Source organism: Kaistella carnis, assembly GCF_003860585.1.
Classification (GTDB): Bacteria; Bacteroidota; Bacteroidia; order Flavobacteriales; family Weeksellaceae; genus Kaistella; species Kaistella carnis.
Genome location: NZ_CP034159.1, coordinates 424,758 through 446,928 on the forward strand (window position 1 = coordinate 424,758; position 22,171 = coordinate 446,928).

Consider the following 22,171-nt stretch of genomic DNA (forward strand, 5'->3'; position numbering starts at 1 on the left):
TTGCTGGCTTTGACAAGCTCAGCCACCAATAAAAAAGGGCTTCGCTCACAACGAGGAACGAGTTTCGACGATTCAAATAAAAATATAAAAACTAGAGTCAAGTCGGGCTGCAGATTTTAGATAAAATAAAAAGTCAGATAAAGATAAAGTTTCATACAACTTTTGCAAACTTTTAACTGACTTAAAGAAATAAAACTTTTGCCTCTTTTGCGGTAAAAAAAAAATTTATAAAAATGAAACAACTTATAAAAATAATAACAGCATTTTCAGTTTTGATCGCCATTCAACTGAAAGCACAAACGCCTATTTCCCTGGAATCCGCCTACGAAAAAGCCTTTAAAAACAATCTGAATTTAAAGAATGGACAACTTCGGATTGATTATCAGGATAAGATCAAAAAATCTTACGCCGTTGTTGATCCCTTAAATATCTCCGGGGAAATTGGGCAGTTTGTGTCTGCTTATACCGACAACAAATTTTCGGTCAATCAAACCTTAAGGTTGCCCGGATTCTACAATTCCCAAAAACAGGTTTTGATGGAGGAATGGAAAAATTCAATGTTAAATTTAGACGTTCAGAAATGGCAACTTAAACGTGAGATCGCTTTAATTTATAATGAACTCAATTATCAGAACGAAAAAGAAAAATTGCTTTTGAGAGCCGATTCTATTTATACCAATTATTACAGAAGAGCAGAATTTCGACTCAAAAAAGGAGAAAGTAATATTCTGGAAAAAACCACTGCTGAAAATTACAGAAGTCAGGCAGAAATTCAATTGACAAATCTGAAGAAAGACCGGGAAGTTTCCCTTTATCAGTTTAATTATCTGATCAATGATGAAACAATGTATTCAAACGAAAATTCGAATTTCTATGAAATGAATGGTCTGACTCAAGATCTAAATTATGTTGGAAATCCCATCGTGTTAAAACAATTGGAACAGCAGAAAGCGATAGAACTGGCTAAACTAAATGCAGAGAAATCGAAACTTTTGCCGACGTTCAATATTGGGTATAATAATTCCAGCATGTACGGAACCGGCGCCGATGACAAGTTTTATGAAAGATCAGCACGTTTTCATTCCGGCATGATTGGCGTTGGAATTCCACTTTTTAATGGAGCGCAGAAATCATTAATTGAAGGTCAGAAAATCAATCAACTCATCGCTGAAAACAATTATGAATTTGGTTCCAAAAATTTAAAAAACCAATACGCAACCCTTTTCGGTGAATATGAAAAACTAAAAAGTGAATCCGATTATTACAAATCCAAAGGTTTAAAAAATGCAGAAACCATTATGAAAACTGCAAACCGATTGTATTATGAAGGTGAAATCAACTATCTGGAATGGTCGATTTTAATCAACCAAAGTTTAGACATTCAAAACAAATTCATCGACACGCAAAAATTGCTGAATGAAAAAATAATTCAGTTAAATAATCTAACGCAACAATAATTTAAAATAAACAAAATGAAAACATATACCGTCCTTCACCGCGTCCTTCACTGGATTTTTGCAATAGGAATCCTGGTTTTATTTACCACAGGATTTCTCAGAATGTACTGGATGAGCAAAACAGTCATTTCAGATGCTGTTAATAAAAACGCGTCAATTCAAGCTCTTAATTTAAATAAACAAAGTCTTCGAACCATCGTTCATTCCGTTCAGGGTCCGATGTTTGAGTGGCATGTTTATGCGGCTTATATTATTACTTTGGCCTTTGTGATCAGAATCATTTACATGCTCATAAAAGGAATTAAATTTCCGAATCCTTTTTTAAAAACGACGACTGCTAAGGAGAAATTTCAAGGTTTTATCTACGTCGCATTTTACGTGTTAATAGCCATGCAAATAATTACAGGAAGTGTTTTAAAATTTGAGATTGGCTCAGAATCTTTCGCTGATTTAGCGGAAACTACGCACAAACTCGCGGTTTACTGGATGCCAATTTTCGTTCTTTTACACTTCGGCGGAATTGCCATTTCTGAAAATACAAATCGAAAAGGAATCACCTCAAAAATGATCGGTGGTGAATCTTAACAACAAAATTTTTAAAATGAAAAAAGTACTTATCATATTTTTAAGCCTCATGATTTTTTCCTGTTCCAAAGAAGAAGTGGTTCCCGAAGAAATCGGCACCGTCGTTGGAGATCAGGTTTCTTTAACCGATTTACAAATCAAAAATTCGGGCATTGAAGCCAACACTTTAAACAACCTTGATATCGCGCATAAAATTATGCTGACGGGACAAATCGATGTTCCTCCGCAAGGAATGGCAAGTGTTTCTGCACCAAGCGGAGGTTACGTGAGAGTCTCGAGATTCATGCCCGGAAATTATGTTTCTAAAGGGCAGACGTTAGCAACTTTAGAAAATCCAGAATTGGTGCAATTGCAACAAGATTATTTATTAGCAAAATCGAACCTTCAATACGCACAACAGGATTATTCCCGTCAACAAGATTTGAATGAAAACAAAGCCAGTTCCGATAAGGTCACGCAAAAAGCCTTTAATGAAAGCCAGAATCAAAATATAATGATGAAAGGAATGGCGCAAAAATTAACGGCGATGGGAATTAATCCCGGTTCTTTAAACGCCAATAATATCCGCCGAACATTTGCCGTAACTTCTCCGATTTCAGGATATATTTCTACGGTCAATGTGAATATCGGACAATATGTTTCGCCCATGGATAAAATGTTTGACGTTGTCAATACGGGTGATTTACATTTGGCTTTAAAGGTTTTTGAAAAGGATTTGAGTAAGATTAAAATTGGGCAGAAAGTTTTCGCTTATACCAATCAAAATCCTACTAAAAAATATGAAGCCCGCGTTTTTATTATCGGAAAAGATTTCTCCGCTGACCGAAGTGTTTTGATTCATTGCCATTTTGTCGATAACAGTTTGCAACTACTTCCGGGAACTTTTATGAACGCAGAAATGGAAGCCGATTCCGAAGAAGGTATTGTAATTCCCGATGACGCCATCGTGACCTGGGAGGAAAAACAATATATTTTCGAAGAAGTTAAACCCAAAACCTACAAGATGTTTCCAGTAGAAATCGGAAATGCTGAAAATGGATTTACCGAACTTTTAAACTTTAAAGAAGAAAATAGAAGTAAAAAATTCGTGACCAAAGGCGCTTATCAATTATTAATGGCGCTGAAAAATGTAGAAGAGTAAATAACTGTCTAATTTTTTTTAAACCGCAAAAGAGACAAAAGTTTTACGTTAAAATGAATCAAAAGTTTACAAAAGTCACATGAAATAACGACTTTACCGTTTTGCACTCTTTTGAAAACCTTTTTAATTTATATGTCTTTTGCTACTTTTGCGGTTACAAAATAAAGATTTGAATTGTTAGATAATTACTAATTATTTTAAAATTTACTTGCAAATAAAAAAAACATTTATATATTTGCTCCAATGAAAACAATCATAAACATTACTTGGTGGCATCATTCAAACTTCATAAGGGTCTGAAGCAAATCTTGTATTCTGTTTGTAAAAACATATAAAAAGACTTTGACGTGACTCGTTAAGGTCTTTTTTTTATCTAAATTTTAAAAAATATCATGGAATTTAAGCAAACTGTAAACATAAAAACTACCATCAAATCGGTGATGAGCGATCTTTTCACGCCGGTCGGAATTTATCTGCGACTTCGTGATAAATTTCGGGACACCATTTTACTGGAAAGTGCCGGAAATCAAAACAACGATAACAACTTTTCGTTTATTGCCATCAATGCAGTTGCCGGAATTGAAATCAGAAATTTTGAGGAAGCAGAAGTTAAATTCCCTCTTGGTAATCCACAAAAAATCGCTTTAGAAAAAGAGAAGTTGAGTGAATTATTAAATGATTTCACCAAATGTTTTGTTTGTGAAGAACCATCTAAAGAAATCGGTAAATCTGCACAGGGATTTTTTGGGTACACGAGTTATGATGCGATTCCGTTTTTTGAAAATATAAAATTTAAAGAACTTTCAGAGGAAAATAAAATTCCATTATTGCGTTATCGCCTTTACCAGTATGTGATTGCGATTAACCATTACAACGATGAAATGTTCATCATCGAAAATAAAATTGATGGACTGAAATCAAATACGATCGAAATCGAAAATTTGATCAACCAGAAAAACGCTCCAATTTTTCCGTTCAAAATCACCGATTATGAAACGTCCAATTTAAGAGATGAAGAATTCCGGGAATTGGTGGAAACCGCAAAAAAAAACTGTTTCCGTGGTGATGTTTTTCAATTGGTTTTGAGCCGCAGATTTGAACAGAAATTTAACGGTGATGAATTCAATGTTTACCGTGCTTTGCGACATATTAATCCTTCTCCTTATTTATTTTATTTCGATTATGGAGATTATAAATTAATGGGATCCAGTCCGGAAAGTCAATTGATCATTAAAGACGGAAAAGCCATTATTCATCCGATTGCGGGAACTTTTAAAAGAACTGGTGAAGTTCAGAAAGATTTAGAAGCAGCCGAAGAATTAAAGAAAGATGCGAAGGAAAACGCAGAACATACGATGCTCGTTGATTTAGCGAGAAACGATTTAAGTATTTGTGGAAAAAGTACCACCGTGACGAAATTGAAAGAAGTTCAGTTTTTTTCTCACGTCATTCACTTGGTAAGCGAAGTAACGGCAGATGTTGAAGAAAATCAAAATCCTTACGAAATGATCGCGACCACTTTTCCACAGGGAACTTTGAGTGGTGCACCAAAATACAAAGCGATGGAATTGATTGATTCTTATGAGAAAACTTCGCGTTCGTTTTACGGCGGTTGTATCGGTTTTGTCGGCTTTGATGGAAGTTGTAATCAAGCGATTATGATCCGGACTTTTTTAAGTAAAAATAACACGCTTTATTATCAAGCCGGTGCTGGAATCGTCGCAAAATCTACAGCAGAAAATGAATTGCAGGAAGTAAATAATAAACTGAATGCGCTGAAAATGGCTGTAAAAAAAGCAACTTCAATTTAAGAAAATACAATTATGAAAATATTAGTCTTTGATAATTACGACAGTTTTACGTATAATTTAGTTCAAATGATTGAGCAAATCAGTGGTGATAAAGTAGATGTTTTCCGAAATGATCAAATCAGTTTGGAGGATATCGAAAAGTATGACAAGATCGTGCTTTCTCCAGGTCCGGGAATTCCAAGTGAAGCGGGAATCTTAATTGAACTGATTACAAAATATGCACCGACGAAATCGATATTGGGAGTTTGTCTTGGTCAGCAAGCAATTGCAGAAGCCTTTGGCGGAAGTTTGATTAATCTCACAGAAATCTATCACGGCGTTGCAACAAACGCTCAAACAATCAAAAAAGACGCTCGACTTTTAAAAGATTTACCCGAAAATTTGGAAGTTGGAAGATATCACAGTTGGGCCGTAAATCCTGAAGATTTCCCCGAAGAACTGGAAATTACTTCAGTAGATGAGAACGGAATGATAATGTCTTTACAGCATAAAACCTATGATGTTCAGTCAGTTCAATATCACCCGGAAAGTATCTTAACGCCGCACGGGAAAAAGATCATCCAAAATTTTTTACAGAATTAAAATGAAAGAGATATTACAATATTTATTCGACCATCAAACTTTGAGCAAAGCCCAGGCGAAATCAATTCTCCTGGAAATTTCAAAGAATATTTTTAATGAAATTGAAGTGACTTCTTTCGTTACGGTTTTCTTGATGCGAAGTATTACGTTGGCGGAACTAGAAGGTTTTACCGAAGCATTGCATCAGTTGGCGCCGAAAATTGATTTAGGAACAGAAGATTTAGTCGACATCGTTGGAACAGGTGGCGACGGAAAAAACACGTTTAATATTTCAACTTTGGCGAGTTTGGTCGTAGCCGGAACTGGGCAGAAAGTTGCCAAGCATGGAAATTATGCCGCTTCCACAATTAGTGGAGCATCAAATGTTTTGGAAACTCTCGGTTATCGATTTAAAGAAACGGAAGAAGAGTTGAAAAGTGATCTGGAAAAGGGAAATTTCTGTTATTTACACGCACCGATTTTCCACACGTCTTTAAAATCAATCGCGCCGATGCGTAAAAATTTAGGTTTAAAAACTTTTTTCAATATGTTGGGACCATTGATCAATCCGGCTCAACCAAAATATACCATGATAGGTGTTGCGAATTTGGAAATCGCACGGATTTACCAATATTTATTACAGAAGAAAAATGCTGATTTTTTGCTGGTGAATGCTTTAGATGGTTACGACGAAATCAGTTTGACCAACGATACTAAAATGATTGATAAATACGGTGAGAAGATTTATTCAGCGGAAGAATTGCAGTTTAGAAATATCGAATCAGAATCTATTTTTGGCGGAAATAGTATTGAAGAAGCAGCGGAAATTTTTAAATCTATCTTAGAGGGAAAAGGAACTTACGAACAGAATGCTGTGGTTTTAGCGAATGCAGCAATGGCTTTGAACAATACTGAGAAATTTGGTAATTACAAAAATTGCTTAATGATGGCGAAAGAAAGTTTAATGGAAGGAAAAGCCCTGAATTGTCTAAATGTTTTAATTGCTTAGAAATGAATATTCTCGATAAAATAATTGACCAGAAAAAGCAGGAAGTTTCGGAAGCGAAAAAGAAAATTTCTTTGACGCAATTAAAAGATGCAGTAGTGTTTAACCGCAAGACATTTTCATTAAAAGAATCAGTCAAATCGGGTAGTGGAATCATTGCGGAATTTAAAAGACAATCGCCCAGTAAAGGAATAATCAATGATAAAGCAGACGTTTTAGAAGTTGCAACGTCATATCAAAAATTTGGAGCAAGTGGAATTTCAATCTTGACTGATTCCGAATTTTTTGGAGGGAAATTAGAAGATATTTTGAAAGTACGAAGTGAAATTTCGATTCCTATTTTGCGAAAAGATTTCATGATTGATGAATATCAATTTTATGAAGCAAAAGCGAATGGAGCAGATGTGATTTTATTAATTGCTTCGTGTCTTTCTCAAAACCAGGTTCAGGAATTTACACAATTATCTCACGAATTAGGATTAGAAGTTTTGTTAGAAATTCATACGGAAGATGAGTTAAAACATTTTAATAAAGAAATTGATTTGGTGGGAATCAATAATAGAAACCTCAAAGATTTTAAAGTTGATTTACAACATTCTGTCAATTTGAAAAATCTTTTGCCGGTAGATACTTTAGCAGTTGCAGAGAGTGGAATTTACTCCATCGATGATTTTAAATTTCTAAAAGAAAAAGGCTTTGACGGATTTTTAATGGGCGAATATTTTATGCGAAATGAAAATCCGGGAATTGCTTTTGAAGAGTTCATTAAAGATGTTAGAAACTAGATTTTAGAAATTAGAATGACTCAACAACCGACAAATGATAGCCGACAACCAAAACTTAAAGTTTGCGGTTTGACAAAACTAGATCAGATCGAAGAATTAATTTCTTTGGACGTTAATTTCCTGGGCTTAATTTTTTATAAAAAATCGCCGCGTTATGTTTTAAATTCTTTGACTTTAGATCAAATAAAATCAATAAACCATGAAGGGAAGATTGGCGTCTTTGTCAATGGAAGTCTAGAACAAATTATAGAGATATCTGAAAAAGCCAAACTTAATTATATTCAACTTCACGGAGATGAAAGCGACGAATTTATTTCTGAATTAAGAATTAAGTTGGATAGAAAAATTGGAATTATTAAAGTTTTTAGAATCGGAAACGATATCGAAAATTTAAAATTTAAAATTCAAAATCTAAAATCTAATGTAGATTATTTTCTTTTTGATACCGATTCAAAAGCATTTGGTGGAACTGGTAAAACGTTTGACTGGCAAATTTTAAATGATTTAGAAATCAACAAACCGTACTTTTTAAGTGGCGGAATTTCAGAAGAGAATATTGAAAATATTAAATTATTAAAGCAGAAACCTTTTACTTTAGATATCAATTCAAAATTTGAAATTGAACCTGGAAATAAAAACATAGATAAAATTGTTAGTTTTAAAAATAAATTAAGTCGCAAAGCGACGCGTTAATAAAGGATAGGATGAAATCCTATTAATGTTGAAATTAAAAAAAACTCAACCATGCCACAATCATTAGTCAAAAATTACGTCCATATCGTTTTCAGCACAAAATACAGAAATGATTTCATCGATGAAGAAATAGAAGACGAATTGTTCAGATACATCGCTAGCATTTGTAAGGATTTTGAAAGTACAGCAATTCGAATTGGAGGAACAGATAATCATATCCATATTTTATGTTTGCTTTCAAGAAAAATTGCTTTAATGAAATTGGTACAGGAAGTTAAGGCACATTCATCCAAATGGATAAAAACAAAAGGAAGTAAATATGAAGATTTCTTTTGGCAAGATGGTTATGGTGGATTTTCTGTGTGTAGGAGCAATCTGGAAATTGTTAAGAACTACATTGTGAATCAGAGAAAACATCATGAGGAGTTAGATTTCAAGAATGAGTTTGTAGAAATGTTAATTGAAAATAAGATGGAATATGATGAAAAATATCTTTGGGATTAATGCTAAATTGATGAATAGGATTTTACCCATCCCTTTGATATAATAGGATTTCATCCTATCCTTTGTTAAATCGCCACTTCGTGGCTAGATAAATATTAAAATACAACTATGAAAACATACAGAAACCCAGATGAAAATGGTTATTACGGCGAATTCGGTGGCGCCTTTGTGCCGGAAATGTTATATCCAAATGTCGAAGAACTTCACCATAATTATTTAGAAATAATTAATTCTGAAGAATTCCAGGAAGAATACCAAGATCTTTTGAAAAACTATGTGGGTCGCGCAACTCCATTATATTTTGCGAAGAATTTGAGCGAAAAATATCAGACTCAAGTTTATCTGAAAAGAGAAGATTTGAATCACACTGGTGCACATAAAATCAACAATGCTTTAGGTCAGGCCTTACTCGCAAAAAAATTAGGAAAGCAAAGAATTATTGCAGAAACTGGCGCTGGGCAACACGGCGTTGCAACCGCTACTGCCTGTGCGTTACTTGGTTTAGAATGTATTATTTACATGGGCGAAGTCGATATCGCTCGGCAAGCACCCAATGTTGGTCGTATGAAAATGTTGGGTGCAACGGTTATTCCTGCGACTTCTGGATCGAAAACTTTGAAAGATGCCGTGAATGAAGCGTTAAGAGATTGGATTAATAATGCTACAACAACTCATTATATTATCGGAAGTGTAGTTGGTCCGCACCCGTTTCCGGATTTGGTGGCGAGGTTTCAAAGTGTTATTTCGGAAGAGATAAAATGGCAGTTAAAGGAAAAGATCGGACGGGAAAATCCAGATGTTGTTATTGCCTGTGTTGGTGGTGGAAGTAATGCTGCCGGAACATTCTATCATTTTGTAGATGAACCGAGTGTGAAGATTATCGCTGCCGAAGCGGGAGGTTTTGGTTTGGATTCTGGTAAATCTGCGGCGACGACTTTTCTGGGAACGTTAGGAGTTTTGCACGGCAGTAAAAGTTTGGTGATGCAAACTGAAGATGGACAAGTCATCGAACCGCATTCTATTTCTGCCGGACTCGATTATCCTGGAATTGGACCTTTTCATGCGAATTTAGCCACCGGAAAAAGAGCGGAATTTTTCAGTATTACTGATGATGAAGCATTGAAATCTGCTTTTGAATTAACGCAAATAGAAGGAATTATTCCGGCTTTGGAATCTGCGCATGCTTTGGCAGTTTTGGAAAAGAAAAGTTTTGGAAAAGACGAAGTTGTAGTGATTTGTTTGAGTGGAAGAGGCGATAAGGATATGGAAACGTATCTTTCAAAATTATAAATTTTAGATTTTAAATTATAAATGAATTTATCTCAAATTGAATAGAAAATGAAAAAGAAACTCAATATATATTTTACAGCGGGAATTCCCCAATTGAAAGACACGACTGAAATTTTAAAACTAATCCAGCATTCCGGTGCAGATTATATCGAAATTGGAATGCCGTACTCTGACCCGGTTGCTGATGGACCTGTGATTCAGAAAGCACATGAAATCGCGTTGAAGAACGGAATGACCATCGCAGAACTTTTTGGTCAATTGAAATCGGTGAAATCAGAAATGAATATTCCGATTATTTTGATGGGATATATTAATCCGGTTTTAAGTTTTGGATTTGAAGAATTCTGTAAAGAATGTAAAGAGTCTGGAGTTTCAGGATTGATTATTCCGGATTTGCCACCAGTCGAATTTGAGAAAAACTACCGATCCATTTTAGAAAAATACAATCTGAATTTTATCTTTTTGGTGACGCCGGAAACTTCGGATGAAAGAATTAAATATTTGGATTCTTTAAGTTCCGGATTTTTATATGCGGTCTCAAGTTCTTCTACCACAGGAAATGATGCAAAAGAAATCAACAATGAAGAATACCTGAATAGACTGGCGAATTTAGGTTTGAAAAATCCAGTGATGATTGGGTTTGGAATTAAAAATAAATCTGATTTTGATAAGGTTACCGAAAAAGCAGATGGCGGAATTATCGGGACGGCTTTCGTGAATATTTTGCTTAATAATGATGACTGGACAAAAAATGGAGAAGATTTTATTCGTAGCATAATAAATTAATTTTATAAATTTGCCCAGGAAAAAATCGAGGAAACTTCTTTTTTTAAATAAAGTTGAAAAGAGGCGGAATCTCGCAATAGGGATAGAAGTGTAAATCCCGGAGTAGAGGCGCGAGCGAAGCGAGCGCCGAAACGAGGAATTGCAACGGATAGCCCGACCCAAGCGGCTGGAAAAGCGTCGGAGAGGGGATTGCCCAAAAAAGTAAAATAAAATGACAAGCACACAGAACAGAACTTTGCAGTTTCAGGAATTGGGGTTGATGGATTATGAACCGGCTTTTGAATTTCAGGAGAAATTGATGAAGGAAATCATCGATTTGAAATTGGCAAATCGCAACCGAACTGACGATGAACAGGTAGAAACTCCGAATTATTTATTGTTTGTGGAGCATCCGCATGTTTACACGATTGGGAAATCCGGGGACGAGCATAATATGCTGGCGAATGCGAGAAAGTTGGAAGAAATTAATGCGACTTATGTGAAAACTAATCGCGGTGGAGATATTACGTATCACGGTTTTGGGCAGATTGTGGGATATCCGATTTTGGATTTGGATAATTTTAAATCTGACATTCATCTTTATATGCGAAATTTGGAGGAAGTGATTATTCGCACGATTGCTGAATATGGTTTGAAAGGCGAAAGAAGTGAAGGAGAAACGGGAGTTTGGCTGGACGTTGGAAAACCTTACGCAAGAAAAATTTGTGCGATGGGCGTGAAAACGTCGAAATGGGTGACCATGCACGGTTTGGCTCTGAATGTGAATACGGATTTACGCTATTTTGAATATATTATTGCGTGCGGAATTAAAGATAAAGGCGTGACTTCTTTGCAAAGAGAATTAGAACGAGAATTCTCTGAAGAAGAAATGGCTGAAGTTAAAGAGAAAATTAAAAAACATTTCTGTGACGTTTTTGAAGCGCAGATTGTCTAGTGTCTAAAAAGTTTTTTACTTTTCTATTTCAATTCTTTATACAATTCCACTTTTTCGAAAGTCTTCATTTTCTGATTTTCTATTTTATCAGATATTAAAATCCCAGAAAGATGATCGATTTCGTGCTGCAAAATAACTGCTGTAAATCCTTCCACGATTTCAGTGTGTTTCTTTCCATTTAAATCAAAATATTCTAACTGAATCACTTGGCTTCTGTAAAAGTAATCTCTGAAAACCTCAATGGATAAATCACCTTCCGGACCTAAATTTAAAACTTCTGAACGCCAAAGAATTTTCGGATTGATAAAATATTCCAAAGGTTTTCCTTCTTTATCAAATCGTTTTGCCCAAATAATATTCCGGTTGATTCCAACTTGTGGTGCTGCGATTCCGACACCGCTTCCCGTAGAAAGAAGGGCAAGTTTCATTCGGTTGACTAGAATCTTTGTGTATTGATCTTTTGGATTTGCATCCATCGATTGATCAAGTAAAACCCGATGCTGCAAGGAATCAGATGTTTGAAAAATAGGCAAGGCTGAATCGATATTCCCTTCCGTAATTCTTGAAATTTCTGATTTTGTATATTTTTGAGAAAAGGCAAAAACAGAAAATAAGACCAATAATAAGGAAACTTTCTTCATGATTTAGAAAGTTTTGTATCCTTTATAAACCTGTGCTGATTTCTCCAACATCGATGCCGATTGATTTCTGAAATTCATCAAATGATCTGTACCATTGTGTTGATGGTGATGTTCCTCACTTTCCCAAAGTTCAATAATAAAGAAAACGCCTTTGTTGGTATTGTCTTCGATTAAGTCGTAATGTAAACAACCTTCTTCTTTTCGGGTTTCGAAAACTAATTTTTTCAGTAATTCCAGAGCGTCCATCAAATCACTTTCTTTGAATTGGAATAAGGCTACGATATGTAAGTTTTTCATTAAGATAAATATTTAGACAAATGTAAAAATAGAAAACTTAATTATTGAAATAAAATCAAAAAAATGCCCTAAAAATTCATTTTTTCCTAATGGGAAAATTTTTTATCTTTGTGAAAATCGAAATATAAAATGGCAGAATATAAATTACTACTTCCATCGATGGGAGAGGGCGTGATGGAAGCGACGATTATCAGTTGGATGTTCAATGAAGGAGATTCCGTAAAGGAAGATGACTCCGTTGTAGAAATTGCAACCGACAAAGTTGATTCCGATGTTCCGACTCCAGTTTCGGGGAAAATTATTAAAATCCTGAAACAGAAAGATGAAGTTGCAAAAATTGGCGAAGCAATCGCAATTTTAGAAGTTGCCGGCGCTGGTGATGCAGTGGCTGATCAACCTCAAGAACCAAAATCGGCGGAAGAAGTGAAAACTGAAATTCCAAATGTAGATTCCGACGTTGTAAAAGGTTTGGAAGCAGCCATGGAAAGCGCAAAAGTTTCTACCGGTTTCGAAGGTTCTGATTTATACTTATCACCGTTAGTAAAATCAATCGCACAAAACGAAAAAATTTCTGACGCTGAATTGCAATCCATTAAAGGGAGCGGTTTAGACGGAAGAATTACCAAAGAAGATATATTATCATTCGTTGCAAACAGAACTGCTCCTGCAGCGCCGCAAGCGGTTTCTACGCCTTCAGTTGCAGCAACTCCAAGTCCGGCTCCACAAGCAGCGGCTCCAGTTTCTGCACCAATGAAATTAAATGAGGGTGACGAAGTTATCCAAATGGACAGAGTTCGAAAAATCATCGCTGATGCCATGGTGAACTCCAAAAGAACATCTCCACACGTAACTTCTTTCATCGAAACCGATGTTACGAATGTCGTAAAATGGAGAACGAAACATAAAGACTTATTCGAAAAGAGAGAAGGTGAAAAATTAACGTACATGCCGATTTTCGTAAAAGCAATTGTAAAAGCGATTCAGGATTTCCCGATGATCAACGTTTCTGTAGATGGCGATAAAATCATCAAAAAGAAAAATATCAATATCGGAATGGCAACGGCACTTCCAGACGGAAATTTGATCGTTCCTGTTATTAAAAATGCCGATCAACTTTCCCTTTCAGGTTTAGCAAAAGCAATCAACGATTTAGCACACAGAGCTAGAAATAAAAAATTGAGACCGGAAGATACGCAAGGTGCAACTTATACGATTTCCAACGTTGGAGGCTTCGGAAACCTAATGGGTACGCCGATTATTCCACAACCTCAAGTTGCGATTCTGGCTGTTGGCGCGATTGTTAAAAAACCTGCAGTTTTAGAAACCAAAGATGGCGATGTAATTGCGATCCGTAATTTAATGTTCATGTCACATTCTTACGATCACCGTGTAGTAGACGGTTCTTTGGGTGGAATGTTCCTGAAACATGTTCACGATTATCTTCAAAACTGGGATATGAATACTGAAATTTAATTTTCAGCAGACCAAAATATAAAAGCAAACCTTTGAGAATTTCTCAGAGGTTTTTTTAGGAGCTTAATCCCGCTTTCCGCTATATCTTTTCCTCGTCGTTCCTCCTCAGAAAAGGATGTCGCTTCAATCGGGGCTAGTTACGGATGGATTTTCAACTTAAATTCTCGCAAAAACCTTAACTTTGATTTCTAAAATTAAAAAGAAATGTTCACTATTAGAAAAGCCACGCCCGAAGATACTCCTGTAATTTTTGATCTTATAAAAAAACTTGCCGTTTACGAAAAAATGGAAGATGAAGTGGTGACTTCCGTAGAGGAACTTCAGGAAAATATATTCGTAAAAAAATTCGCTTACGTTATCATCGGGGAGGAAAATGGCGTTCCGGCTGGATTTGCACTTTATTTTTACAATTTTTCCACTTTTGTAGGAAAACCTGGATTGTATCTCGAAGACCTTTATGTAGAACCTGAACACCGCGGAAAAGGATATGGAAAAACTTTACTCATCGAACTGACAAAAATCGCAAAAGCAGAAAATTGCGGCAGAATGGAATGGTCGGTTCTGAACTGGAATCAGCCCGCAATTGACTTCTATGAATCACTTCATGCAAAACCTATGAATGAATGGACCGTTTACCGTTTAGATAAAAAAGGAATAACTGATTTGGCGGGATAAAAAACTTGTTATATAAACAAAAAGTGTGGACTTCTAAAAAACCACACTTTTTTTATTTTAATCAAATCTGATTACATAATCTTTGCAACCTCGTCACAAAGCCATTCTAACATTTCACGATCTTCATCAGTGAATGGATCTACTTTGTGAGAGTCAATATCGATTTGTCCGATATTCTGACCATCTTTCATAATCGGAACTACGATTTCTGCTTTGGTGTCGATGGAACAACTCAAATAGTTGTCTTGCACATGAACATCCGGAACCACGAAGGTTTCATTAGAAACAGCAACCTGTCCACAAATTCCTTTTCCGTAAGGAATAATGGTATGATCTGTCGGAGCACCAACGTAAGGTCCTAAAATCAATTCTTCTTTGTCACCGTTTTTAAAGTAAAATCCGGTCCAGTTGAAATAGGAAATTTCCTGATCAAGTAAAGCACAGATTTTTTGAAGTTTCTCTTCTGTATTATGTTTTGGGCTTTCTAAAATAATAGAAAGACGTTTTTTTATTTCTGACATTTTATGGTTTTATTAAATAAATTCTTTAAGTATGAGTTCCTCTTTATAACCGAACATTCCTCGCTCTTTAATCAAATCTGCCACACCTTCCGGAACTTCTTTCTCCCAGCCTGAGATATGATTAGCGATTTTTTCTAAAATAATTCTGGAGTAAATTTCAGAATAATCGGGATTGTAATTTTCAATGTCCACAATACGTTTGTTGAGCTTAAAATATTTGTACAACTCTTTTAAGCTGTCGCTGACTTTCAGATTATTAGAAGTTAATAACTCATGGGTTTCCGGGTCTTTATATGGGTATAGATAGACGCGCATATCCTGTCTGAAGAATTTACCAAAAGCTTCCAGGATTCCCCCGGATAAGTTTTTATAGTAATCCTCATCAAAAACATCCAATAGATTATTGACGCCCATTGCGACTCCAATTTTTCCGCTTGTATAAGGCGCAAAGTAGTCGATAAGTCTATAGTATTCGGAGAAATTAGAGATAATTACGGTATAGCCTAATTTACCTAAAACGTCAACGCGATCCAGAAAATCACGTTCATCAATGTCTCCGGAAGCCCGTAAGTTTGAGATGGTAATTTCAAATAGAACTTCGGTTTCATCTTCGCTGCAACCCCAATCTTTCTTGAACATTTCCAAACCTTTCTCGAACATGTCAATATTGACCAAAGTTACAGGACGAAAACTTCCACGAACAGCGAAAATATTTTTTTTATACAAAATATCTGCAGGCAGCATGTTGTTTCCTTCCGCATTGAAGATGACGGCATCGGTCATTCCACTTTTTACCAACTGAAGACTCATCAATCTGTTGTCTACATAGCAAAAAGCCGGACCGCTGAAATCAATCATATCGATCTCTACATTGTCTTTTGAAATATCATCGAAAAGAGAATTGATCATCTTTCGAGGATTGTCTGCATAATTAAACGCGCCGTAGATCAAGTTCACGCCAAGACCACCTAAAGTTTCCTGTTGAAGTGTTGCGTCATTTTCCTTAAATTTTACATGGAGTACAATTTCGTTGTAATCATCTTTTTCGTCCAATTGAAATCTTAAACCGACCCAACCGTGACCTTTCATCGTTTTATCGAAATTGATGGTCGTTACGGTATTTGCGTAGGAAAAAAACTTTCTACCCGGACAATTTTCCCGAGAAACCCGTTCTTCAATTAAAGAAACTTCGTACCGAAGCATTTTGCGAAGTCGGTTTTGGGTCACATATCTGTTTCGCGCCTCCTTTCCGTAGATGGCGTCACTAAAATCTTTATCGTAAGCAGACATTGCCTTTGCAATCGTTTGAGAGGCACCACCCGCTCTGAAAAAATGACGAACGGTTTCCTGACCCGCACCTATTTCGGCAAATGTTCCGTAAATATTTTGGTCTAAATTGATCGCTAAAGCTTTCTGCTTAGGAGTTAATTTCTGATGAATCACTGGCAAGGCTAATTTTTTGGTAAAAATACAAATTATTCAAGTAATAATTCTAATTTTCACTCAAATGCTTATAAAGAGAGCCAATTTTATCGTTCTGGAAATGGGAAAATCTTTGGTAAATGAATTTGAACGCCTATTAATTGTTTTTGCATTCAGCGGGTCTGATAGTTGCGAGGTTTGTATATAAGAAACTGGAAAAGATACATAATCACTATTTTTGTATTTTTACCAAAATCAAATTGACCTCAAAAAAATGGAGTTGAAATTTTTAGGAACCGGCACTTCTCAGGGAGTTCCCGTTATAGGCTGTAAATGTGAGGTTTGTACCTCTACAAATTTTAAAGACAAACGTTTTCGCTCTTCGGCACTGGTAACCACTGAGGCTGGAAAAAAAATTCTCATCGATTGCGGTCCTGATTTCCGTATGCAAATGCTTCAAAATAAGGAAGAACAAATTGATGCAGTTTTGCTGACTCATGAACACAATGATCACGTTATCGGGTTGGATGATTTACGTCCGCTCATTTTTAGAAATCGGAAGAATATTGATATTTACAGTAACAAAAGGGTAGGAGATGAAGTGAAGAATCGCTTTCCTTACGCTTTTGCAGATGTAAAATATCCGGGAGCGCCGTCTTTTAACATTCATGAGATTCAGGAGCCTTTCACCATTCTTGATACCGATATTATTCCGATAGAAGTGATGCATTATAATATTCCGATTTACGGATTTAAATTTAAGAAGCTTGCGTACATTACAGATGCCAGTTTTATTTCCGAGGCGCAGAAGGAAAAATTAAAAGGTCTGGATTATCTTATTTTAAACTGCATACGTAAAGAAGAGTTACATCCGGCGCATTTCATTTTGCCGCAGATTTTAGAGCTTTTCGCGGAACTGAAGCCAAAGAAAATGTATTTAACTCATATTTCCCACCATTTGGGTTTGCACGACGAAACAGAGCAGGAGTTGCCCGAAAATCTTCACCTTGCGTATGACGGACTGGAAATTCAGTTTTGAGAATCAAACAGTTAAATGTTTTTCCTGCATTTATCTGTAAAATATCAAGAAATAATTTTTCTGCAATAAAAAATAATTCTATATTTGCACACCAATTTAAAAAGCCCGGTTGGCGGAATTGGTAGACGCGCTAGACTCAAACTCTAGTATCGCAAGATGTGCCGGTTCGATTCCGGCACCGGGTACCAAAAGCCTCTGTAATCATTGATTCACAGAGGCTTTTTTTTTATTTAAAATTTTCCTGATCTTTTAAATAATTCTATACTATTTACAGATTGAAATGTTTTAAAATGACTTCTAGTTTTTACAACTATTGCTCCTTACCTAAATATTCTTCGGCAATCTCTGCTGTTTTGTTATCCTCCGCCAGCTTTAACAGCGTTCGGTTGACGTCGTAGGTTAGTGGGCTTTCTTTAGGGAAAACAAAACCATATCCCTGTTTGTAATATTCGGCTTTCGAGATTTGCAAATCTTCTTCTTCATGATTATTGAGATAATATAATAATTGCGGACGATCATAGACAATAGCATCCACTTTTTTATCATGAAGTAAAGTCATGGCAGCATTTAAGTTCTCTACCGGTCTTACGGTAACTTTATATTCTTTTAAGAAATCAACAGAAGGGGAGCCGGAAATAGTAGCAACTCTTTTCCCGTTTAATTCTTCAATGTTTTTAATATCAACGGACTGAAAATTTGAAAAAGTCAATACACTGGCAATTCCCGCCACCATAGACGTCGCAGAAATAATCGACACAATCATCCAGGTTCCGGCTATGATTCTTCCCATCAACGTAATGGGTGCTTTGTCTCCGTAACCCGTGGTGCTCATGGTTACAATGGCCAGCCACATTCCCGTGCCAATTCCTTTTGCCGGTTCAGAGGGAAACTGATCGGGTGAGGCTTTTTTTTCGGCCAGCCAAAGCAAAGTTCCCACTATGGTTAAAATAACCAGGAAAATACCAATCGCTATGAGTAATTTAAAACTGAATAAAAGTTTTACCAGATTCCAAATGCTAAATTCGCCCTGTTTGTACGCAATGGATAAACTTGATTGATAATAGGGCTGTGAGAATTTAAAAGAATCTAATCGTTGGGAATTAATGGTTACCGGACCCACAACCATATCTACTTCTCCTGTTTTCAAGGCTTCTAAAGCTTGACTAACACTTTGATAATCTTTGTAACGATAATTCCAGTTAAGATCATCGGCGATTTCACCCCAGATCTTTGCAGATATTCCTTGTGGCAACGGATTACCAGGTTCATTGATAATGAAAGGTGCATTGCCGGCAACTCCAACTTTTAAAGTATCAACTTTGGGATTAAGGGAAACATACTGCGCTTTGGTGAAAAAACAGAGAGAAAATATAAAAGCTAAAGTGTAAAACGGATGGAAAGAACAGCGCGTCATAAATTTTGTTAGGGGTTCATAAAAGAAAACAATGTAAGAAAAAATAAATTTTCATACAAATGAAGCGGATGAACTGGAAATAAATCGTCTCTAAAAAAGAGGTTTTTTATTTGTAATGCTGGAAAATTCCGAAGTCAGTCGGAGTCCATAAAGCTGCTTTTTGACCTGCTGCTTTCAGTGCATTATTTGTCCATGTATTACACGTGTAAAGGAAACTGTAGCTGCCTTTCGCTTCATAAAACGCATCATTTTCACTATAAACAGCGTCTGTATTAATTTTAATTACTTTTCCAGCTTCATCATGATCAAACTTATCATTAACAAATTGTATTAAATCTTCATACTGTTTTTCTGTGAGCATTATTTTTTTGCAGTCTTTACCTTCGGTCATCTGATCATAGAACGTGCAGTGCATTGCAGATTCACCCAACCAAAAAGCAGCATAGAATGCGGTAGATACTTTTAAATCTTTCCACTCCGGCGTATCCAGATAAAAACCTTTATCACCCCAACCGATAGAAAGATACTTGAAATCGCTTCGTTTTGATTTTGTGTCTTCAGATGAAACTACTTTGCTCCAGTCGAACTGTTTCGATTTAATGGGAACAACAATATCGGTATGCACCCCGTTGGTCAGTATATAAACTCCCACTGTCTTCGGCTCCGAAACTTTTTTAGCCGGTACTCCAATATAAGGAATGAGCAAACCACAAAGCAGATAAACCGCCACTATGGCAATAATTGCCCAAATAAATTTTAAAATAATAAGTATTGCTTTCTTCATTTTTCAAATGTACTTAAATTTATAATTTCTTAATTTCGAAATTTAGAAGCAGATCTAAAGCAATTTTTAAATAGGAACTATAGAAGAAGGTTTATCAATTTCTTCAAAAATAATTTATTTAAAGAATAAGGTCGGTATCGTTCTTTATTCCCTGATTGATAAAGTCAATATTCCTTTTAAGGCCGGCAAATTTGGTTCTTTTCACAGGAGACTTTTTAAAAATTTCGGAAAAAACTTCCTGCGTAAGGTCCGTCCATTCATGTTTATTCATGCTTTTTAATAATGGATTCGGTTTAAATTTTTCCTGCTGATGAGGTTTAGAGAAACGGTTCCAGGGACAAACATCCTGACAGATATCGCACCCAAAAATCCAGTCTTCCATTTTACCTTTAAAGTGATCCGGGATTTCATTTTTCAATTCAATAGTTGCGTATGAAATACATTTACTTCCGTCGATGACGCGATCACCAACAATCGCCTCAGTAGGACAGGCATCAATGCATTTACGACAGGATCCGCAATGATCCGTGGTGGCAAAATCCTCCTTTAATTCCAGGTCACAGATGATTTCTGCCAAAAAATAAAAAGAGCCGGTTTGCTTCGTGATTAAATTTGCGTTTTTCCCTACCCAGCCAATTCCGGATTTTCTGCCCCAACTCCTTTCTAATATGGGTGCGGAATCGGTGAAAACTCTGCAGGTGAAATCTCCAATTTCGTCTTGAAGTTCTGCCACCATTTCTTTTAGAATCTCTTTTATGATCTCGTGATAATCTTGACCGTATGCATATTTCGAAATTTTCAAATCCTCAATGCCGGCAATTTTTTCTTCCGGAAAATAGTTATAGGAAAGGGAAATAACAGATTTTGCGCCTTCTACCAATAAAGTTGGGTCAAGCCGTTTATCGAAATAATTTGCCATGTAAGACATTTCTCCGTGAAAATTATTTTGAAGATAACGTTCCAGTGGCTTCGCATCTTCTTCTAAAAAGCCTGCCCGCGAAATCCCACAATTTTGAAAACCAAACTTTTTTGCTTTGGTTTTAATAAGGTTTGCGTAATTTTCTGCGTTTTGTAACATGGGTTGCATTGCAAAACTAACATTATTTTATAAATTTGCTAAGCAATTTATTTCAGAATAATATTAACTTTAAATACAATCGTATGTCAGTAGAAGAAATTTTAAAAGCAGGAAACTATCATTTAATCGATGTTCGTGAACCAATGGAACTCGAAATGGATGGACAGATTGAAGCTGCTCAAAATATACCGTTAGGCGAAATAGAGGACCGCAAACAGGAAGTTGTAAATCTTGCGGGACCAAAAATCTTTTTCTGCAGAAGTGGGAACAGAAGTGGAAAAGCAATGGAATACTTTAAATCTGAAGGTTTAGATGAAGTGTACAATGGTGGAGGCTATACTGATATGGCCAAAATGTTGGAGAATTTATAAAACTTTCTTTTCCAAAATAAATAGGAGTTGGCATTTTGTCAGCTCTTTTTTTATGTCAATTATTAAATTCTTACTTAAAAAACGGAATAAAAGTCAGTAAAAATTAAATGCTTGTTTAAATATAATTAATTTTAAATAATTGGTAATCAACAACTTGTTTAAACTGTACTGAAGTTTAGCAGAAGTATGTCTCAGTTTTGGCACGATTTTGATAACTAACCTTCATGTAAAATTAAAATTTAAAATTATGAATTCAATTAAAAAATCAATCCTTGCTCTAGGTTTATTTAGCGCAGGATTATTGAGCGCACAAAGTTCTGATATGACTAATATGTTTAAAATCGGAGCACACGGTGGATTTGCAGTTCCTGCAGAAAATGCTGGTGGAAATTTAGGTGTTGACCTTTCTTACCAAAATTTGGTAACTCCTGGATTCGGTTTAGGTATCGCTACAGGTTATAGCCACTTTTTCGGAAGAGAAAATACAGTAGGTGGTGTAAATGTTGACAACAACGATTTTGGTGTTGTACCAGTAGCTGCTTTAATTAGAATTTACCCAAAACAAACTGGTTTCTATTTGGGAACTGATTTAGGGTACGGTTTCATCGTTGGTGATGATAATGTTGCTGCTAACAGTACTGTTGCAAGACCTGACGGTGGTTTCTACATTAAACCGGAAATTGGATACCATAACCGTGACTGGAATTTCGCACTTCAGTATGAGAAAACATTCACTGGTGACAAAGGACAAATTGGAGATCAGAAATATAATGCCGGTGCAATCGGTGTTGGTATTGGTTATAATATCCCGTTGGGTAAATAATCAAAACCGTCCTAAAATACGAAAACCTTCTCTTAGAGGAGGTTTTTTTATTTTTTATAATCTATATAAAAAACAATTAT

Annotated in this window: 24 protein-coding genes and 1 tRNA gene; 18 read left to right on the forward strand and 7 right to left on the reverse strand. The window is 35.8% G+C overall.

All coding sequences use genetic code 11. The annotated features are described in order from the left end of the window. Nucleotides 1-233 precede the first annotated feature (233 nt). The 12 genes from EIB73_RS01875 to lipB all read left to right on the forward strand — a co-directional run bounded on the left by EIB73_RS01875 (nt 234) and on the right by lipB (nt 11,553). The gene (locus EIB73_RS01875) at nt 234-1,457 is read left to right on the forward strand and encodes a TolC family protein (RefSeq protein WP_125022100.1); all 1,224 of its coding nucleotides are present in this window, start codon (nt 234-236) and stop codon (nt 1,455-1,457) included. A 15-nt stretch (nt 1,458-1,472) separates the two neighbouring features. Further along, complete coding sequence (locus tag EIB73_RS01880; protein ID WP_125022102.1) at nt 1,473-2,042, forward strand: cytochrome b/b6 domain-containing protein; 570 nt, start codon at nt 1,473-1,475, stop codon at nt 2,040-2,042. 16 nt (nt 2,043-2,058) lie between these two features. After that, on the forward strand, nt 2,059-3,183 hold the full coding sequence (locus EIB73_RS01885; RefSeq protein WP_125022104.1) for an efflux RND transporter periplasmic adaptor subunit: 1,125 nt from the start codon (nt 2,059-2,061) through the stop codon (nt 3,181-3,183). A gap of 392 nt (nt 3,184-3,575) precedes the next feature. Further along, nucleotides 3,576-4,994 (forward strand): anthranilate synthase component I family protein, encoded by a 1,419-nt coding sequence (locus EIB73_RS01890; protein WP_125022105.1) that lies wholly within the window; start codon nt 3,576-3,578, stop codon nt 4,992-4,994. Between the two features lie 12 nt (nt 4,995-5,006). Next, complete coding sequence (locus EIB73_RS01895; RefSeq protein WP_125022107.1) at nt 5,007-5,576, forward strand: anthranilate synthase component II; 570 nt, start codon at nt 5,007-5,009, stop codon at nt 5,574-5,576. Between the two features lies 1 nt (nt 5,577). Beyond that, nucleotides 5,578-6,564, forward strand: a complete 987-nt coding sequence (gene trpD / locus EIB73_RS01900) for an anthranilate phosphoribosyltransferase (protein ID WP_125022109.1) — start codon at nt 5,578-5,580, stop codon at nt 6,562-6,564. Nucleotides 6,565-6,566: 2 nt separating this feature from the next. After that, nucleotides 6,567-7,346: an indole-3-glycerol phosphate synthase TrpC gene (trpC, locus tag EIB73_RS01905; RefSeq protein ID WP_125022111.1), complete on the forward strand. Its 780-nt coding sequence runs from the start codon at nt 6,567-6,569 to the stop codon at nt 7,344-7,346. A gap of 15 nt (nt 7,347-7,361) precedes the next feature. Beyond that, nucleotides 7,362-8,039, forward strand: coding sequence for a phosphoribosylanthranilate isomerase (locus EIB73_RS01910; RefSeq protein ID WP_125022113.1), 678 nt, complete (start codon nt 7,362-7,364; stop codon nt 8,037-8,039). Between the two features lie 51 nt (nt 8,040-8,090). Beyond that, complete coding sequence (gene tnpA / locus EIB73_RS01915) at nt 8,091-8,543, forward strand: IS200/IS605 family transposase (protein ID WP_125022115.1); 453 nt, start codon at nt 8,091-8,093, stop codon at nt 8,541-8,543. A gap of 108 nt (nt 8,544-8,651) precedes the next feature. Beyond that, nucleotides 8,652-9,833, forward strand: a complete 1,182-nt coding sequence (gene trpB, locus EIB73_RS01920; RefSeq protein ID WP_125022117.1) for a tryptophan synthase subunit beta — start codon at nt 8,652-8,654, stop codon at nt 9,831-9,833. A gap of 48 nt (nt 9,834-9,881) precedes the next feature. Next, complete coding sequence (trpA, locus tag EIB73_RS01925) at nt 9,882-10,619, forward strand: tryptophan synthase subunit alpha (protein WP_125022119.1); 738 nt, start codon at nt 9,882-9,884, stop codon at nt 10,617-10,619. 211 nt (nt 10,620-10,830) lie between these two features. Continuing rightward, complete coding sequence (gene lipB, locus EIB73_RS01930) at nt 10,831-11,553, forward strand: lipoyl(octanoyl) transferase LipB (protein WP_125022121.1); 723 nt, start codon at nt 10,831-10,833, stop codon at nt 11,551-11,553. Nucleotides 11,554-11,576: 23 nt separating this feature from the next. Here the strand turns inward: lipB and EIB73_RS01935 are convergent, their stop codons facing one another. After that, the gene (locus EIB73_RS01935) at nt 11,577-12,194 is read right to left on the reverse strand and encodes a peptide deformylase (RefSeq protein WP_125022123.1); all 618 of its coding nucleotides are present in this window, start codon (nt 12,192-12,194) and stop codon (nt 11,577-11,579) included. A gap of 3 nt (nt 12,195-12,197) precedes the next feature. Continuing rightward, nucleotides 12,198-12,491 carry a putative quinol monooxygenase gene (locus EIB73_RS01940; RefSeq protein WP_125022125.1) on the reverse strand — a complete coding sequence of 98 codons (294 nt, stop codon included), beginning with the start codon at nt 12,489-12,491 and terminating at the stop codon, nt 12,198-12,200. A gap of 129 nt (nt 12,492-12,620) precedes the next feature. Here EIB73_RS01940 and EIB73_RS01945 point away from each other — a divergent pair, with 129 nt between their 5' ends. Both EIB73_RS01945 and EIB73_RS01950 read left to right on the forward strand, forming a co-directional pair. Continuing rightward, complete coding sequence (locus tag EIB73_RS01945; RefSeq protein ID WP_125022127.1) at nt 12,621-13,964, forward strand: dihydrolipoamide acetyltransferase family protein; 1,344 nt, start codon at nt 12,621-12,623, stop codon at nt 13,962-13,964. 204 nt (nt 13,965-14,168) lie between these two features. After that, nucleotides 14,169-14,639, forward strand: coding sequence for a GNAT family N-acetyltransferase (locus EIB73_RS01950; RefSeq protein ID WP_125022129.1), 471 nt, complete (start codon nt 14,169-14,171; stop codon nt 14,637-14,639). 71 nt (nt 14,640-14,710) lie between these two features. Here EIB73_RS01950 and EIB73_RS01955 read toward each other — a convergent pair whose 3' ends face one another. Both EIB73_RS01955 and EIB73_RS01960 read right to left on the reverse strand, forming a co-directional pair. Further along, nucleotides 14,711-15,160, reverse strand: a complete 450-nt coding sequence (locus EIB73_RS01955) for a GAF domain-containing protein (RefSeq protein ID WP_125022131.1) — start codon at nt 15,158-15,160, stop codon at nt 14,711-14,713. 12 nt (nt 15,161-15,172) lie between these two features. Continuing rightward, nucleotides 15,173-16,600, reverse strand: coding sequence for a TonB-dependent receptor (locus tag EIB73_RS01960; RefSeq protein WP_125026046.1), 1,428 nt, complete (start codon nt 16,598-16,600; stop codon nt 15,173-15,175). A 256-nt stretch (nt 16,601-16,856) separates the two neighbouring features. On the opposite strand from EIB73_RS01960, the gene EIB73_RS01965 reads away from it, so the two are divergent. After that, on the forward strand, nt 16,857-17,621 hold the full coding sequence (locus EIB73_RS01965; RefSeq protein WP_125022133.1) for an MBL fold metallo-hydrolase: 765 nt from the start codon (nt 16,857-16,859) through the stop codon (nt 17,619-17,621). A 103-nt stretch (nt 17,622-17,724) separates the two neighbouring features. Continuing rightward, a tRNA-Leu gene (locus EIB73_RS01970) sits at nt 17,725-17,809 on the forward strand. A gap of 122 nt (nt 17,810-17,931) precedes the next feature. On the opposite strand, the gene EIB73_RS01975 is transcribed toward EIB73_RS01970, so the two are convergent. The 3 genes from EIB73_RS01975 to queG all read right to left on the reverse strand — a co-directional run bounded on the left by EIB73_RS01975 (nt 17,932) and on the right by queG (nt 20,897). After that, complete coding sequence (locus EIB73_RS01975) at nt 17,932-19,035, reverse strand: transporter substrate-binding domain-containing protein (protein WP_125022135.1); 1,104 nt, start codon at nt 19,033-19,035, stop codon at nt 17,932-17,934. Nucleotides 19,036-19,141: 106 nt separating this feature from the next. Beyond that, entirely contained in the window at nt 19,142-19,819 is a 678-nt protein-coding gene (locus EIB73_RS01980) for a TIGR02117 family protein (protein WP_125022137.1), read from the reverse strand. 118 nt (nt 19,820-19,937) lie between these two features. Beyond that, nucleotides 19,938-20,897, reverse strand: a complete 960-nt coding sequence (queG, locus tag EIB73_RS01985; protein ID WP_125022139.1) for a tRNA epoxyqueuosine(34) reductase QueG — start codon at nt 20,895-20,897, stop codon at nt 19,938-19,940. Between the two features lie 83 nt (nt 20,898-20,980). Between queG and EIB73_RS01990 the strand changes: the two genes are divergently transcribed. Continuing rightward, entirely contained in the window at nt 20,981-21,268 is a 288-nt protein-coding gene (locus EIB73_RS01990; protein ID WP_125022141.1) for a rhodanese-like domain-containing protein, read from the forward strand. Nucleotides 21,269-21,515: 247 nt separating this feature from the next. Continuing rightward, on the forward strand, nt 21,516-22,091 hold the full coding sequence (locus EIB73_RS01995) for a hypothetical protein (protein ID WP_125022143.1): 576 nt from the start codon (nt 21,516-21,518) through the stop codon (nt 22,089-22,091). Nucleotides 22,092-22,171 lie beyond the last annotated feature (80 nt).

Excerpts from the sequence above, each read along its gene's own strand:
- EIB73_RS01955 (WP_125022131.1), bottom strand. The coding sequence starts at position 15,160 with ATGTCAGAAATAAAAAAACGTCTTTCTATTATTTTAGAAAGCCCAAAA.
- trpB (WP_125022117.1), top strand. The coding sequence starts at position 8,652 with ATGAAAACATACAGAAACCCAGATGAAAATGGTTATTACGGCGAATTC.
- lipB (WP_125022121.1), top strand. The coding sequence starts at position 10,831 with ATGACAAGCACACAGAACAGAACTTTGCAGTTTCAGGAATTGGGGTTG.
- trpD (WP_125022109.1), top strand. The coding sequence starts at position 5,578 with ATGAAAGAGATATTACAATATTTATTCGACCATCAAACTTTGAGCAAA.
- EIB73_RS01980 (WP_125022137.1), bottom strand. The coding sequence starts at position 19,819 with ATGAAGAAAGCAATACTTATTATTTTAAAATTTATTTGGGCAATTATT.
- EIB73_RS01990 (WP_125022141.1), top strand. The coding sequence starts at position 20,981 with ATGTCAGTAGAAGAAATTTTAAAAGCAGGAAACTATCATTTAATCGAT.
- EIB73_RS01885 (WP_125022104.1), top strand. The coding sequence starts at position 2,059 with ATGAAAAAAGTACTTATCATATTTTTAAGCCTCATGATTTTTTCCTGT.
- EIB73_RS01965 (WP_125022133.1), top strand. The coding sequence starts at position 16,857 with ATGGAGTTGAAATTTTTAGGAACCGGCACTTCTCAGGGAGTTCCCGTT.
- EIB73_RS01910 (WP_125022113.1), top strand. The coding sequence starts at position 7,362 with ATGACTCAACAACCGACAAATGATAGCCGACAACCAAAACTTAAAGTT.
- EIB73_RS01945 (WP_125022127.1), top strand. The coding sequence starts at position 12,621 with ATGGCAGAATATAAATTACTACTTCCATCGATGGGAGAGGGCGTGATG.
- trpA (WP_125022119.1), top strand. The coding sequence starts at position 9,882 with ATGAAAAAGAAACTCAATATATATTTTACAGCGGGAATTCCCCAATTG.
- EIB73_RS01935 (WP_125022123.1), bottom strand. The coding sequence starts at position 12,194 with ATGAAGAAAGTTTCCTTATTATTGGTCTTATTTTCTGTTTTTGCCTTT.
- queG (WP_125022139.1), bottom strand. The coding sequence starts at position 20,897 with ATGTTACAAAACGCAGAAAATTACGCAAACCTTATTAAAACCAAAGCA.
- EIB73_RS01890 (WP_125022105.1), top strand. The coding sequence starts at position 3,576 with ATGGAATTTAAGCAAACTGTAAACATAAAAACTACCATCAAATCGGTG.
- EIB73_RS01880 (WP_125022102.1), top strand. The coding sequence starts at position 1,473 with ATGAAAACATATACCGTCCTTCACCGCGTCCTTCACTGGATTTTTGCA.
- EIB73_RS01950 (WP_125022129.1), top strand. The coding sequence starts at position 14,169 with ATGTTCACTATTAGAAAAGCCACGCCCGAAGATACTCCTGTAATTTTT.
- EIB73_RS01895 (WP_125022107.1), top strand. The coding sequence starts at position 5,007 with ATGAAAATATTAGTCTTTGATAATTACGACAGTTTTACGTATAATTTA.
- EIB73_RS01940 (WP_125022125.1), bottom strand. The coding sequence starts at position 12,491 with ATGAAAAACTTACATATCGTAGCCTTATTCCAATTCAAAGAAAGTGAT.
- EIB73_RS01975 (WP_125022135.1), bottom strand. The coding sequence starts at position 19,035 with ATGACGCGCTGTTCTTTCCATCCGTTTTACACTTTAGCTTTTATATTT.
- tnpA (WP_125022115.1), top strand. The coding sequence starts at position 8,091 with ATGCCACAATCATTAGTCAAAAATTACGTCCATATCGTTTTCAGCACA.
- trpC (WP_125022111.1), top strand. The coding sequence starts at position 6,567 with ATGAATATTCTCGATAAAATAATTGACCAGAAAAAGCAGGAAGTTTCG.
- EIB73_RS01995 (WP_125022143.1), top strand. The coding sequence starts at position 21,516 with ATGAATTCAATTAAAAAATCAATCCTTGCTCTAGGTTTATTTAGCGCA.
- EIB73_RS01875 (WP_125022100.1), top strand. The coding sequence starts at position 234 with ATGAAACAACTTATAAAAATAATAACAGCATTTTCAGTTTTGATCGCC.